Source organism: Rhizobium sp. ZW T2_16 (assembly GCF_044987325.1).
Classification (GTDB): domain Bacteria; phylum Pseudomonadota; class Alphaproteobacteria; order Rhizobiales; family Rhizobiaceae; genus Neorhizobium; species Neorhizobium cellulosilyticum.
This window is the reverse complement of sequence record NZ_JBJDRG010000016.1, coordinates 1-13,505: the sequence shown is the minus strand read 5'-3', so window position 1 is coordinate 13,505 and position 13,505 is coordinate 1. Positions and strand designations below refer to the sequence as shown.

Genomic DNA, 13,505 nt, shown 5'->3' with positions numbered 1-13,505 from the left:
GTGGAAGAGGAATAAGCCGATGGGCTTTGCAGTGATGACCATGACCGATGCGGCGGCAGACCGCGTCAAGCAGATCGTTTCCAATTCCGGTCCGGATGCCAAGGGCATACGCGTCGGGATCAAGAAGGGCGGTTGCGCCGGCATGGAATACACGATCGACCTCGTCACCGAGGCGAATGCCAAGGATGACGTTATCGAGCATGACGGCGCAAAAGTTTGGATCGAGCCCTCAGCCGTTCTTTATCTGCTGGGCACTCAGATGGATTTCGAAATCACCAAGATGCGCTCAGGCTTCACCTTCGTAAATCCGAACCAGACGTCCGCCTGCGGCTGCGGCGAATCGGTAGAACTGAAGCCAGCGGATCTTGCCGCACTCGCAAAACAACGCGAAGCTGGCGTCACCGCCTGACGAAAGTCATATTTGGGTACGTGCGGTCGTTTTAATCCATCCGGGCTGCGTTGCGCACCAAGACCGAATGCAGCGTATCGCGGGAGGAAACTGACCAGCCCCCCTACCTTCGCGCAGCGCATCTATCGCGCCGAGATGGTTTGCCGGAGCGATCCTGAAAGCGGCTGAGAGCGCCGCTTGTGGTTTCTCTGTTGAACGTGAGCAGTCAGGCCAACACCAAAAATCAACCCTGTCATTGTCGCCCCACCTGGGGCGATCGCCAGAGGTGCCATCGCGCCATAAGCCGTCAGCATTGTTCCGGTCAGGAAAAGCGGCCAGCCATATTTCGTCGGCAATGACCGCTGTGGAGTGGAGCACCGCCAGAGGATGACCAGATACAAGACTAGGCCGATCAGGCCAAACTCAAACCACACCCCGACACTGCCCACATCTCCGGGGAAGATAAGATAAGGCCCCAGGAATGGCTTGGACGCATCTGACGTCGGCGACATTCCAAAGCCCCATAGGGGATCGGCAAAAATTCGGTCGCGCATGACTTCATATTCCAGCGCTCGATACGCGCCCGAAGCGTCATTTGCAAACAGATCGAATGGATTGAAGGCCGGAACCAGCATCCCAGACAAAACGAATGTGGTTCCAAGTCCCAGAACAGAGATAGCCAATATTCGTAAAAAAGCGGGTCTGGGCGAAAGCATGAACACGATGCTGAGGCAGAAGATCACAAGAAGATAGACGCGAGAGAGAGAAAGCAATGATGCCAGCGTGCATATCAAGAAAAAGGACAGACTGACCCAGGTCACGCGTGTCCGGATTTGCACCAGCCAATAGAAATATGTGAGTGCGGCTAGGCCGGAATAGAGGAAAATCCGCGCGCCCCGGAAATCAAGATCGGAAACAAGTCCGGCCAGAATTTTGCCGGGCAAGACGCCCGCCATCTGCATGATCGAGACAAGTGCGTAAAAGCAGCAATAACCCGTTCCGTAGCCGATAACGCATTTCAGCAGATAGGTTCGCCCACCGGCCAGGCACACGCCCGCGAACGGAACGAATGACATCACCCATATGTATTGGAAGAAGGCGTTTGTATTGACGGGCAGCCAAAGCTTGTCTGCGAACACAGTCAATTGTGTCATGACGAGCGCCACATAACCAACGGCCATCAGTGGTATGAGTATGTGACCCCTTATTGCTGTATAGGCACAATAAAAAATGATGATAGCCGCACAGCTGCCCAAAATTAGCGGCTGTAGGAATAGACCGATCGCTTGATAAATACGGGATGCAAACAGGACGTCGCAAATAAGAATGACATGAATCAGCACTCGATGAAGAGCAAATTCAAGTTCCTCTAAGGGCTCTTTCATGCTGCTGACAGTCTTCATTTCCACCTAGCTTATAGGGTTGGCATTGATGATTTGCGAGTCTGCGCAAATTTCCAGAGGTGCAAAAGTAAGGCACGTGACGCCGATCTTATTCGGATGCATCTCTGTCTTCATCGTGTCGCCTATGAATGAATTCAGTCAGCTTATTCTACGTAGGTATTAGACTGTCAACGACACGTCTTGTTTTTTGGCGGATTGTATTAATGACGGGGGGAGCGAGGTGCTTGGTCGGTTTGCTCATGAATGCCCATTGGCTCCCAAACGAAGTTTGCAGCCTTTGGACGGTGTTTGCGTAGCAAGTGGCTGCTATATCGGAAATTCGGCGGACCTGACCTGCCGGTCCCTCAGCTCGGAATGCATTTCAGCAGGTGTCGAATGGCACTTCATGCAAAAGTGGTGGCGCTTTCCGCCTCACGCCAGCGTCTGTCGCATCACCCATCGTCGGCCGGTGTTGTCTCTCTCTTCCTCTCTCGATGACTGTGACGCCTAGACAGTCAACAAACTCTGGAGCGCGACACCACCGCGGCATGTGGCGTCAGACTGTTGGCGCGATACGCAAGTTATGTGGCATATAATGCCAATGCCATGACGTGTTGATGCCGCTAGTTTGCATTCCAGAATACGCAGCCTGGTCGAGTTAGGGCTCTGAAAACAACAATTTCCAACGTAAGGAACCGGTACATGGCCAACAAAGTCGCACTTGTCACCGGCGCTTCTTCCGGTATCGGGGAATCCACTGCCCTCAAGCTCAAGGACCTCGGCTACACGGTTTACGGCGCCGCTCGCCGTGTCGATCGCATGCAGCATCTGACGCAGTCCGGTATCAAAATTCTGGCGATGGACGTGACTGATGACGCTTCCATGCAGGCAGGGATCGAAGCCATCATCGCCGAATTCGGTCGCATCGACGTCCTCGTCAACAATGCCGGCTACGGCTCCTATGGTGCCGTCGAGGACGTGCAAATGGAAGAGGCGCGCGCCCAGTTCAACGTCAACGTCTTTGGCGCGGTCCGGCTGATCCAATTGGCCCTACCGCACATGCGCGCCCAACGTTCGGGCACGATCGTCAACATCACGTCGATGGGCGGCAAGATCCATACCCCACTTGGTGCCTGGTATCACGGCACCAAATTCGCCTTGGAGGCAATTAGCGACTGCCTTCGCATGGAAGTTCAGCCTTTCGGCATCGATGTCGTTGTAATCGAACCGGGCGGTATCAGGACCGAATGGACCGGCATCGCCGCCGACAAGCTGCGCGAGACCTCGGGCCACGGTCCCTATGCGGTGCAGGCCAACGCCATGGCGGAATCCATGGTCGGTGAAGCCAGCGTCAAGCGCCAGTCACCGCCGCAGATCATCGCCGACACCATTGCCAGGGCCGTCACCGCAGCCAGGCCGAAGACCCGCTACGCAATCGGTTTCGGTGCGAAGCCGATGATCTTCATGCGCGGCATGCTGTCCGATCGGACCTTCGACGGCATGATGCGGATGGCGACTGGTATCTCGAAGGCGCTCAAGACCCAGAAGGCATAGAAGGAAATGACGATGGCGCAGGTCGATAAGTGCAAGATACCGCAGGCCTTCTGGCGGGCGACGGAGCAGTTCGGAATCCGTCCCGCAGCCCTGCTGCGGCAGGCGCGCCTGCCGGCGACGCTACATCTTGGCGCGCAGGCCTTCGTCACCACGGCGCAGTATTTTGCGCTGATGCAGGCGATGGCTGATCTGGCCGGCGATGCAGCACTTGGCATCCGCATGGTTCAGACTGTCGATACGGCCGTCCATCCGCCGTCGAGCCTCGCCGCCTTCTACGCCCGAGACTATCGCGACGGCTTGACCCGGCTCGCGCGCTTCAAGCGTCTGTGCACGCCGGAGCACCTGCAGATCGTCGAGGCGAACGGAGATTGCACCATATCCGCCGAATGGCCGTTCGCCACTGGCGCGGAGCCTGCGATTTCGGTCGACATAACCTTCGCTACGCTGGTGGAGCTTGGAAGGCGCGCCACCGGGCGGCACATCTTGCCGCGCCGGCTGGAGCTTGCCCGACCGGGGCCCGCCGGCGCGACACATGCGGAGTATTTCGGCTGCCCTATCCGCACCAGCGCACCGCGCAATCTGCTGTTGCTCAATGCGGCCGACCTCGACAGACCGTTCCCGGGTCACAACCCCGAAATGCTGGAGATGTTGACGCCGGCCCTCAGCGCGGCGCTCGGCGAACTGCAAGCGCAAAGTTCGGTAAAGGAGCAGGTGAAGATCGTGCTGAAGCGCAGTCTCGCCAGCGGCCAGCCGGGCCTGTCCGACGTGGCGAAGCAACTCGGCATGAGCGACAGGACGCTTCAGCGGCGCATCACCGGGGAGGGCGCGACCTTCCGCGACCTCCTGTCCGACGCGCGCCGGGATTTGGGCCGTCATCTACTTGCCGATCCAGAGACCGACATCGACGAAGTCGCCTGCCTGCTCGGCTACCAGGACACGACCTCCTTCTACCGCGCCTTCCGTGAATGGGAGGGAATGTCGCCCAACCGCTGGCGTGAAATAAACATGAACAGGCTCGGCCCGGCCGGAACCGCCGGTCTCCATTGAGCCGACCTCCACTGCATCAAGAGTCGGGCGCTCGCTAGCGTGCCAAAGGAGTCTACAATATGCCTCAACGCGTTCTTCTCGCCGGCAGTACCGGCTTGGTCGGCGGCCTCGTGGCTGCACGGCTTGCCGGAGACGACAATATCGATCTCGTCAGCCTCATCCGGCGCGGGTCATCGGCACCGGGCCGGGCGATTGACTACGAAGACCTTTGCGAGACACCTGAACGGGTGTTGCGGCCGATCGCGGCCGAAGGCGTCGATGTCGCCATCTCCTGCCTCGGCACGACCATTCGCACGGCCGGATCGCAGCCGGCCATGTTCCGGGTCGACCATGATTACGTGCTCGCCGTGGCGAAAGGCGCAAAGGCGCTTGGTGCACGCAAGTTCATTCTTGTGACCTCGGCGGGCGCTGGTGGTCCCGGTTTCTATCTCCAGACAAAGGGCAAGATCGAGCAGGCGGTCATCGGTCTCGGCTTCGAGCAAGTTGACCTGATCCGCCCTGGTTTTCTCATCGGAAACCGCAACGAACGGCGCATGTGGGAGGCGATCGGCCAGAGCATCTTCGCGGCTCTCACGCCGATTTTGCCCGGCCAGCTCTCCCGCTACGGAGCCATTCCCGCCGAGACCGTCGCGGATGCGATCGCTAAGCGTATCGCCGATGTGAATCCTGGTGTCACCGTCATCGACAATGACGGCCTCAGGCGTCTTTCCGGGTCTGGGCGTTGAAAGCTCTATTGGGCTTCAGGCCCGTATCCATTGACGCGAACTTCCCCAGAAATCTGCCTCTAGACGGGAAAAGGTGGCAATCGGCGGTAACCCGTTCGTAGAATCGTACGTTTTGATGAGAGTGGCGGATGGGGTGGGATTCGAACCCACGGTACGGTTCCCCGCACGACGGTTTTCAAGACCGTTGCCTTAAACCACTCGGCCACCCATCCAGACTGTTGCGCTTTATCGTCCATTGATCGCCCCGTCAACGGCAGCTGCGATGATAGGAGGGCACCAAGGCGACAATCATGCGTCCCGCGCTGGGGGGGCATAACCTTGTGTGGTGGTGATTCTTGCTGCGGTCGCATGTGAAAAGGTTAAGACAAAGTATAAGTTTCGGCGCGTTGCGTATTGGAACAGCAATAAAATGAAATTAATTTACTTTTCGTTAACTATAACCATTTGAATTTTAACCATTCCACAGATTTTGTTCGCATTTCTGCCACGAACCAAGCAAAACCTGTCCAGTATTAGGCCCAAGTGGTTTCACGAGGGTGGGGTTGTGGTTGCGAATGGTACGGGTTGCGAGGCCCTGCATCATATTCGCACAATGCGAAATAGGGACGGACGAGCTTTGAGTTTGAGTGGCGGCAAACTTTCCCTCTGGTCTAAATGGCTTGGGATCAGCGTAATGTGTGCGACAATGGCATCCTGTGCCTCGACCAAGATGGCTGAAGCCCCGAAGAAGAAGGGTCACGGCAAGGAATATTTTGCTGAGTCGGAATATGGTGTGAAGGCCAGCCCGCGCGTTGTTGCGGACGGCAGGCCTGTTCCGAAGGGCGGTGGCCGCTTCATGGTCGGACAGCCTTATGAGGTCAAGGGCAAGACCTACGTGCCCAAGGAAGACCCGAACTACAACAAGTCCGGCCTTGCGTCTTGGTATGGCTCGGCATTCCACGGTCGTCTAACCGCCAATGGTGAAGTGTATGACAGCTCGCATCTTTCTGCCGCGCATCCGACATTTCCTCTCCCGAGCTACGCCCGCGTAACCAATGTCGATACCGGTTCGTCCGTCGTCGTTCGCGTCAACGACCGTGGGCCATATCACCCGGGTCGCATCATCGACGTTTCGGACAAGACCGCAGAGATGATCGACATCAAGCAGACCGGTACCGGTCGAGTTAATGTCCAGTATCTTGGTCGTGCGCGAATGGATGGCGAGGATATGCCGTTCCTGATGGCGTCCTATGTTCGCAAGGGCGATCGCCTGCCGTCGTTCAACCCCGGCGGCCAGATTGCGAGCGGGGTAATGGTTGCATCTAACCAGCCCCTTGGTGATCAGTTGCAGAGTTACGGCTCGTCCATGCCGGCCGCCGCCTATGCGGGACGCAGCCCAAGCGCATCGTCCGCCAAGCGCCCGGTCGCCGAAAAGTTCGAACAGCAGACTGCGCAGATCGCATCTGTCACGCGCGCCGCTCCCGTGCCTGTCGAGCGCAAGGCTGCTCCTGCCGCTCGTCCCGTCCAGCAGGAGCGCGTTGTTGCTTATGCGTCGGCGCCAAGCCAGCCAAAGCCAGCGCAACGCGTTCAGTCGGTGCAGCGTGTTCAGCAACCGGTCCAGGCTCGAACGACTGAGACCGCCTATGCAGCGGAACCGCAGCAAGGCAAGGTTACACGCGTGATGTTCGGCAACGTGCTGCTGGAGCCGCCAAAGCCCGGCCAGAAATATTGACGCCGACTATCGTCGAAACACGAAACGATACTGACTTTTCATCACCCCGAAAGCTTGAAAGGTTTTTGGGGTGATTTTGTTTTCACGGATGCCATGCCGCTCTTAATTCACCATAAAAGACCTGTCGCTACTGTGAGCATGAATCGGATGGACTGCGGGGGAATGATGCGAAGTTTTCTGCTTCGGTTTTTTGTACTGGCTGCGACCGCATTGCAGGCGGCAGGGAACGTATGGGCGCAGGAAGCGCAACCCGTTTTCGCGACAAAGGCGAAGCAGGCGTATCTCATTGAGGCAGCGACGGGCACCGTGCTCTTGGCTGTCAACGAAAATCAGTCCTTTCCGGCAGCATCGCTTGCCAAGCTGATGACGATGGAAGTCGTTTTCGATGCCTTGAAAAGCGGCGCGATTTCACCCGAGACGCTATATCCGGTCAGCGAATATGCCTGGCGCACGGGCGGTGCGCCTTCCGGTACGACAACAATGTTTGCCGCGTTGAAATCTCAGGTGCCGGTGGCCGACCTGATGCGCGGCGTGATCATCCAGAATGCCAATGACGCCTGTATCATTCTGGCGGAGGGTATTGCGCGCTCCGAAGGTGAATTTGCGGCCCGCATGACGGCAAAGGCCAAGGATATCGGTCTGGCGCGTTCCACATTCGGCAACGCCACAGGTTTGCCTTATGCTGAAAGTTGGACGACCGCGCGCGATCTGGTTGAGCTTTCGCGGCATCTCTATCGAAACTATCCGGAATATTACCCTCTTTATGCGCAGCCGGATTTCGCCTGGAACAAGATATTCCAGCGCAACAAGAACCCGCTTCTGTCACTTAATATGGGGGTAGACGGTTTGGGGGCCGGTTTTGCCGAAGGGACAGGTTATGCGCTAGCCGCTTCGGTCGCGAGAGATAATACGCGCCTCTTCCTCGCCCTCGGCGGCCTTGCCACGGACAAGGAGCGGACAGATGAAGCCAGACGCATTCTGGAGTGGGGATTGTCCTCGTTCGAGACCCGGGTTGTTTTTAAGGCGGGAGAGGTGATCGGGCAGGCGAGCATATATGGAGGTGTCGAAAGCAAGGTCGACCTCGTCACGCGAGAACCTGTCGATATTTTCACGCCGAAGACCAACCCGGAAAGGCTGTCCGGACGGATCGTCTACAACTGGCCCCTGCGGGCGCCTGTCGCCCAGGGACGGGAGATCGCGACCTTGCGAATCTCGTCAGGCGACAGGGTGATCCGGGAAATCCCGCTTGAGGCCGCAGCTTCTGTGGAGGTCGGCGGTCTCAGGGCTCAGGCAAGCGATGCCCTGATGGAGCTACTGTTCTTCTGGCTTTGACGCCGAGTGAGCCGTGCCGAAAGTCGTTCCGAATTTCTGGCCGATGCGCTATATGCCGTTCAGACATAGACAGGTTCAAAGACAAGCGTGACAGATCGTTCGGGCATATTCATCACCTTCGAGGGCGGCGAGGGGGTCGGCAAGTCGACCCAGATCCGTCGGTTGGCCGATCGGCTTCGCCGTGCCGGTCACGATGTGCTGGTGACACGCGAACCGGGCGGATCTCCGGGCGCAGAAGCCGTTCGGCACGTTCTCCTCAGTGGAGCAGCCGAAACCTTCGGTGTCCGCATGGAGGCTATCCTGTTTGCCGCTGCCCGCAACGATCATGTCGAAGAGGTTATTCGCCCTGCGCTGGAAACGGGCGCAGTCGTGCTCTGCGATCGATTCGTCGATTCCTCACGAGTCTATCAGGGCGTCACCGGAAATCTCGAGCCAGGCTTCATCGAAGCCCTTCAGCGCATCGCCACAGACGGCGTCATGCCGGACCTCACCTTTATTCTCGATCTTCCGGCCGAGGCAGGTCTTGCCCGTGCACGCCGCCGCGGCGGCAGTGACGCGCCCGATCGCTTTGAGAAGGAAGAGGTCGATACACATGAAAAGCGGCGGCAGGCATATCTCGATATTGCGGCGGCCGAGCCGCGACGCTGCCGGGTTATAAACGCAGGTCGGCCGGAAGACGAAATCGCCGAGGAGATTTTCACGCTGGTGGAAACGGCGACTGAGGCGTCAGTCGCCGCGGAGCAGGTCTCGTGAGCGATACAGCCGCAAATGTTCTGGACGGAGCCATTCACCCGGCTGCAAATACGCAGCTATTCGGCCATTCGGGCGCGCAGGAGTTTCTGGCGCGTAGCTATCGTACCGGCAAGTCGCATCATGCGATACTGATCGAGGGGCCGGAAGGGATCGGTAAAGCGACGCTTGCGTTCCGGTTCGCAAACTACGTGCTTTCCAATCCAGAGCCGGGGCTTGCCCCGGTGACAATTCCGGATCCCGATCCGTCCACGCCGATCAGCCGGCAGATCCTGTCGGGGGCTTCCCATAACCTGCTGCACCTGACGCGGCCTGTGGACGACAAGACCGGCAAGGTGAAGAGTGCAATCACCGTCGACGAGGTAAGGCGGGCAGGGCATTTTTTCTCGCAGACCTCGGGCACCGGTAACCGGCGCATCGTCATCATAGATCCCGCCGATGACCTGAACAGGAATGCGGCCAACGCGATCCTGAAGATTTTGGAAGAACCACCGCGCGGGGCCATGTTTCTGGTTCTGTCGCACGCGCCCGGCAAGCTTCTGCCGACGATCCGCTCTCGCTGCCAGACACTCAAGCTGTCACCGCTCGGCGACAGCGAGTTGCGCCAGTCTCTGACTGCGCTCGGACAATCGATCGACGGCGGCCAGACGGCCGAGTCGGTGCAGCGGTTGGCCAAGGGCAGCGTCTCGCGCGCACTGAAGCTGAAGAATTATGGCGGGCTCGACATCATCGCCGCATTCGACGAGATTGTCGCCGGAGAGGGACCTTCTGCACGCAAGGCCATGCATCGGCTGGCCGATGTCCTGTCGGGCAAGGACAGCGAAGTGATCTTCACCTTCTTCCTCGAGCACTTAAGCGAGTATCTCGTGGAACAGGCCCGTGGCGCGGCGTTGCAGGGGCAATTGGCGATTGCCGATAAGCGGGCGAAGCTGGTCAGCGAGATCGTCGAGAAAATCACTGTGTCGACCGCCTATAATCTCGACAAGAAACAGACGCTTCTGTCTATCCTGGAAGCAGCAAAAGCGGCCTGACGATCGGCCGTTAACGGCTCCCATAAGGAAGTTTGGGTTTCGCATCAGGCAAACATGCGCTAAGAGCGGCATGACCCGCGCCGCTGTGCCGCGAAAAACCATTTTCCGAGTGTATCGATGTCCGACAAGACGCCTTTCTACATCACCACCGCGATTTCCTATCCGAACGGCAAGCCGCATATCGGCCATGCCTACGAACTTATCGCGACCGATGCCATGGCGCGCTTCCAGCGCCTTGATGGAAAAGACGTCTTCTTCCTGACCGGTACTGACGAACATGGCCAGAAGATGCAGCAGACCGCACGCAAGGAAGGCATTTCGCCTGAAGAGCTAGCGGAGCGCAATTCCAATGAATTCCGCGCCATGGGCAAGGTACTCAACGCCTCTAACGACGATTTCATCCGCACCACTGAGCTGCGCCATCATGAGGCGTGCCAGATCATGTGGAACCGGATGGCCGACAATGGCGACATCTACAAGGACAGCTATGCCGGCTGGTATTCCGTCCGTGATGAAGCCTATTACGCCGAGGACGAAACGGAAGTTCGCGACGGCGTGCGTTACGGCGGGCAGGGGACGCCGGTCGAGTGGGTTGAGGAGTCGAGCTACTTCTTCAAGCTTTCGGCCTATCAGGACCGGCTGCTGAAGCTTTACGAGGAACAGCCCGACTTCATCGGCCCGGCCGAGCGTCGCAACGAGATCATTTCCTTCGTCAAATCCGGCCTGAAGGATCTTTCGATCTCGCGCACGACCTTCGACTGGGGCGTGAAGGTTCCCAACGATCCGGAACATGTAATGTATGTGTGGGTCGATGCGTTGACCAATTATGTGACCGCGACCGGCCTTCTGACTGATGAAAACGGTCCGCGGGCGAAATTCTGGCCGGCGGATGCGCATATCATCGGCAAGGACATCATCCGCTTCCACACGGTCTACTGGCCCGCCTTCCTGATGTCGGCCAAGCTGCCGTTGCCCAAGCGCGTCTATGCGCATGGTTTCGTGCTGGCCAAGGGTGGCGAGAAGATGTCGAAGTCGCTCGGCAACGTGCTCGATCCGTTCGAGCTGATCGAACATTTTGGCCTCGACGCGATCCGCTATTACCTGATGCGCGAGATCTCGTTCGGCCAGGATGGTTTCTGCAGCGAAGAGGCGATCGGTATCCGTATCAATGCCGACCTTGCCAACGGTATCGGCAACCTTGCCAGCCGTTCGCTGTCGATGATCGTCAAGAATTGCGACGGCCAGATCCCGACGCCGGGCGAACTGACCGAGGCCGACCGTGAGATGCTTGCCTCTGCCGATGCGCTGATTGCCACCTGCCGCGAGGAGATGGACAAGCAGATGATCCACAAGGCGCTGGCGGCGATCATTGCCGTCGTCTCCGAAACGGATCGTTATTTCGCCGGGCAGCAGCCATGGTCGCTGAAGAAGACCGATCCGGAGCGGATGGGTACGGTTCTTTATGTCACGGCCGAGGTCGTGCGCCAGATCGCCATTCTACTGCAGCCGTTCATGCCGGAATCATCGACCAAGCTGCTCAATCTGGTCGCCGCTTCTGCGGACGCACGGGATTTCGCAACACTGGGCGAAGCCGGACGCCTGAAGCCGGGCACCGTGCTTGAAGCACCGACGCCGGTCTTCCCACGTTATGTCGCGCCCGAGGCAACGGCCTGAGAAAGAAAAGGACGGTCCGGCATGTCCGCCGGATCGTCGCCCATATTGCAGTCAAGGTTTGAATAACGTGTCCATGCTGATCGATACCCATTGCCATCTGGATTTTGCCGAGTTCGATGAGGAGCGCGACCTGCTCATCGAGCGAGCGCATCAGGCCGGCGTGAAGCAGATGGTGACGATCTCCACGCGCGTAAAGAAACTCGAGACGCTGCTGGCAATTGCTGAAAAATACCCGTCCGTTTTCTGCTCTGTGGGCACGCACCCGAACAATGCCGGCGAGGAACTGGATATCCAGGCGGAAGACCTGATCCGCCTTGCCAATTCACATGAGAAGATCGTGGCGATCGGCGAAGCCGGCCTCGACTATTTCTATGACACGCAGACGCCGGCGGACCAGAAGACCGGTCTTGCCCGGCATATCGAAGCGGCGCGTGTCACAAAACTTCCGCTGGTCATCCATAGCCGAAGTGCCGACGAGGACATGATCGAAATCCTGACCGCGGAAAGCGGGAAGGGGGCATTTCCCTTCATCCTGCATTGCTTCTCGGCCGGACCCGACCTCGCCCGTGCCGGTATTGAACTGGGTGGCTACGTATCCTTCTCCGGCATCCTGACCTTTCCGAAATCCCAGGATATCCGCGACATAGCAAAAACCGTGCCGCTGGACCGCCTTCTGGTGGAAACAGACGCGCCGTTCCTGGCGCCGAAGCGCTGGCGCGGCAAACGTAACGAGCCATCCTATGTGGTCAATACGGCCGAGGTTCTGGCCGAGGTCCATGGCGTCAGCTGCGACGAGATGGCGACGATCACGACGGAAAACGCATTCCGCTGCTTCTCCAAGATGCCGAGGCTTTAAAGCGTGCCAGAGGTAGCAACCGGATACCGCAGGCGATTCACCATTCTGGGCTGTTCGTCATCTCCGGGTGTGCCGCGGCTGAATGGTGACTGGGGCGCTTGCGATCCCGAAAATCCCAAGAACAGGCGCACGCGCACGGCCTTTCTCATCGAGCAGATCGCTCCGGATGGCGGCCGTACGATCGTCGCTGTCGATACCGGGCCGGATTTTCGCGAGCAGATGATTGCGGCCAGGGTGCCGCGCATCGACGCCGTTCTCTACACGCATGCCCATGCCGACCATCTGCATGGCATCGATGACCTGCGTGGCTACGTTCTCTTGCAGAAGCACCGGATACCGATCTACGCCGATCCGCTGACGATGGAACGCATCCACCAAGGCTTCGGCTATTGCCTGGAAACGCCGCCCGGCGGAAATTATCCGCCGATCGTGACGCCGGTTCTGATCGAAAATCTTGACGACGAGATCGTGGTCGACGGCGCCGGCGGACCGATCCGGTTCCATGCGCATATGCAGGCCCATGGCGACGTTCATTCGCTGGGTTTCAGGATCGGTGACGTCGCTTACTGCACGGATGTCAGCGATTTTCCGGTAGAGAGCATCGAGCGGCTTTCCGGGCTCGACATACTGATCATCGACGCGCTGCAATATAAGCGGCATCCGAGCCATCTCTCGTTGGAGCAGGCTCTCGACTGGATCGCACGCCTTGGCGCTAAGCGCGCCATTCTCACGCATATGCATATTCCGCTCGACTATCAGACCGTGATGAACGAAACGCCGGATCATGTGGAGCCAGCATATGACGGATTGAGTTTCGAGATCGCTGTGCCGGGCAACGAGTTGTAAGGACGTCTCAAGGGATCTACGCAAGTCTCTGCTAGTTCGGCCGTATTCGTTTGTTCCATAATCTATCTTATGCGATATTCGTATGTAGCCGCAAAGTTAGAATGTCCTAATTCAGCAAAGTTAGACTGTCACACTCCCCGCGTTTGATAACGCGGAGACAAGCAGATGGGATTGATAGCGATGAGCGAGCGCGATCTGCAGCGGATCGA

General features: G+C 58.3%; 12 protein-coding genes and 1 tRNA gene. 11 read left to right on the top strand and 2 right to left on the bottom strand.

What is annotated here, in order from left to right; genetic code table 11:
- Positions 1–19 precede the first annotated feature (19 nt).
- The gene (gene sufA / locus ACI3K0_RS24350) at positions 20–409 is read left to right on the top strand and encodes a Fe-S cluster assembly scaffold SufA (RefSeq protein ID WP_183821692.1); all 390 of its coding nucleotides are present in this window, start codon (positions 20–22) and stop codon (positions 407–409) included.
- Positions 410–531: 122 nt separating this feature from the next.
- On the opposite strand, the gene ACI3K0_RS24345 is transcribed toward sufA, so the two are convergent.
- Entirely contained in the window at positions 532–1,791 is a 1,260-nt protein-coding gene (locus ACI3K0_RS24345; protein WP_404946397.1) for an O-antigen ligase family protein, read from the bottom strand.
- Positions 1,792–2,472: 681 nt separating this feature from the next.
- Here ACI3K0_RS24345 and ACI3K0_RS24340 point away from each other — a divergent pair.
- The 3 genes from ACI3K0_RS24340 to ACI3K0_RS24330 are packed head-to-tail and all read left to right on the top strand — an operon-like array spanning position 2,473 to position 5,096.
- The gene (locus ACI3K0_RS24340) at positions 2,473–3,324 is read left to right on the top strand and encodes an oxidoreductase (RefSeq protein ID WP_183821690.1); all 852 of its coding nucleotides are present in this window, start codon (positions 2,473–2,475) and stop codon (positions 3,322–3,324) included.
- Positions 3,325–3,336: 12 nt separating this feature from the next.
- The gene (locus ACI3K0_RS24335; protein ID WP_404946396.1) at positions 3,337–4,371 is read left to right on the top strand and encodes an AraC family transcriptional regulator ligand-binding domain-containing protein; all 1,035 of its coding nucleotides are present in this window, start codon (positions 3,337–3,339) and stop codon (positions 4,369–4,371) included.
- Positions 4,372–4,430: 59 nt separating this feature from the next.
- Positions 4,431–5,096, top strand: coding sequence for an NAD-dependent epimerase/dehydratase family protein (locus tag ACI3K0_RS24330; RefSeq protein WP_183821688.1), 666 nt, complete (start codon positions 4,431–4,433; stop codon positions 5,094–5,096).
- A gap of 122 nt (positions 5,097–5,218) precedes the next feature.
- Here ACI3K0_RS24330 and ACI3K0_RS24325 read toward each other — a convergent pair.
- Positions 5,219–5,308, bottom strand: a tRNA-Ser gene (locus ACI3K0_RS24325).
- Positions 5,309–5,688: 380 nt separating this feature from the next.
- On the opposite strand from ACI3K0_RS24325, the gene ACI3K0_RS24320 reads away from it, so the two are divergent.
- The 7 genes from ACI3K0_RS24320 (at position 5,689) to ACI3K0_RS24290 (ending at position 13,296) form a co-directional block, all read left to right on the top strand.
- Complete coding sequence (locus tag ACI3K0_RS24320; protein ID WP_183821687.1) at positions 5,689–6,807, top strand: septal ring lytic transglycosylase RlpA family protein; 1,119 nt, start codon at positions 5,689–5,691, stop codon at positions 6,805–6,807.
- A gap of 162 nt (positions 6,808–6,969) precedes the next feature.
- Positions 6,970–8,139 carry a D-alanyl-D-alanine carboxypeptidase family protein gene (locus tag ACI3K0_RS24315; RefSeq protein ID WP_183821686.1) on the top strand — a complete coding sequence of 390 codons (1,170 nt, stop codon included), beginning with the start codon at positions 6,970–6,972 and terminating at the stop codon, positions 8,137–8,139.
- Positions 8,140–8,226: 87 nt separating this feature from the next.
- Positions 8,227–8,892, top strand: a complete 666-nt coding sequence (tmk, locus tag ACI3K0_RS24310) for a dTMP kinase (RefSeq protein ID WP_183821685.1) — start codon at positions 8,227–8,229, stop codon at positions 8,890–8,892.
- Positions 8,889–9,920 (top strand): DNA polymerase III subunit delta', encoded by a 1,032-nt coding sequence (locus ACI3K0_RS24305; RefSeq protein WP_183821684.1) that lies wholly within the window; start codon positions 8,889–8,891, stop codon positions 9,918–9,920. The genes tmk and ACI3K0_RS24305 overlap by 4 nt, the downstream gene beginning before the upstream one ends.
- A 117-nt stretch (positions 9,921–10,037) precedes the next feature.
- Positions 10,038–11,594 carry a methionine--tRNA ligase gene (metG, locus tag ACI3K0_RS24300; protein WP_148148432.1) on the top strand — a complete coding sequence of 519 codons (1,557 nt, stop codon included), beginning with the start codon at positions 10,038–10,040 and terminating at the stop codon, positions 11,592–11,594.
- Between the two features lie 73 nt (positions 11,595–11,667).
- Complete coding sequence (locus ACI3K0_RS24295) at positions 11,668–12,450, top strand: TatD family hydrolase (RefSeq protein WP_183821683.1); 783 nt, start codon at positions 11,668–11,670, stop codon at positions 12,448–12,450.
- Positions 12,451–12,453: 3 nt separating this feature from the next.
- Positions 12,454–13,296: an MBL fold metallo-hydrolase gene (locus ACI3K0_RS24290; protein WP_183821682.1), complete on the top strand. Its 843-nt coding sequence runs from the start codon at positions 12,454–12,456 to the stop codon at positions 13,294–13,296.
- Positions 13,297–13,505: the final 209 nt, after the last annotated feature.

Excerpts from the sequence above, each read along its gene's own strand:
- sufA (WP_183821692.1), top strand. The coding sequence starts at position 20 with ATGGGCTTTGCAGTGATGACCATGACCGATGCGGCGGCAGACCGCGTC.
- ACI3K0_RS24345 (WP_404946397.1), bottom strand. The coding sequence starts at position 1,791 with ATGAAGACTGTCAGCAGCATGAAAGAGCCCTTAGAGGAACTTGAATTT.
- ACI3K0_RS24340 (WP_183821690.1), top strand. The coding sequence starts at position 2,473 with ATGGCCAACAAAGTCGCACTTGTCACCGGCGCTTCTTCCGGTATCGGG.
- ACI3K0_RS24335 (WP_404946396.1), top strand. The coding sequence starts at position 3,337 with ATGGCGCAGGTCGATAAGTGCAAGATACCGCAGGCCTTCTGGCGGGCG.
- ACI3K0_RS24330 (WP_183821688.1), top strand. The coding sequence starts at position 4,431 with ATGCCTCAACGCGTTCTTCTCGCCGGCAGTACCGGCTTGGTCGGCGGC.
- ACI3K0_RS24320 (WP_183821687.1), top strand. The coding sequence starts at position 5,689 with ATGCGAAATAGGGACGGACGAGCTTTGAGTTTGAGTGGCGGCAAACTT.
- ACI3K0_RS24315 (WP_183821686.1), top strand. The coding sequence starts at position 6,970 with ATGATGCGAAGTTTTCTGCTTCGGTTTTTTGTACTGGCTGCGACCGCA.
- metG (WP_148148432.1), top strand. The coding sequence starts at position 10,038 with ATGTCCGACAAGACGCCTTTCTACATCACCACCGCGATTTCCTATCCG.
- ACI3K0_RS24295 (WP_183821683.1), top strand. The coding sequence starts at position 11,668 with ATGCTGATCGATACCCATTGCCATCTGGATTTTGCCGAGTTCGATGAG.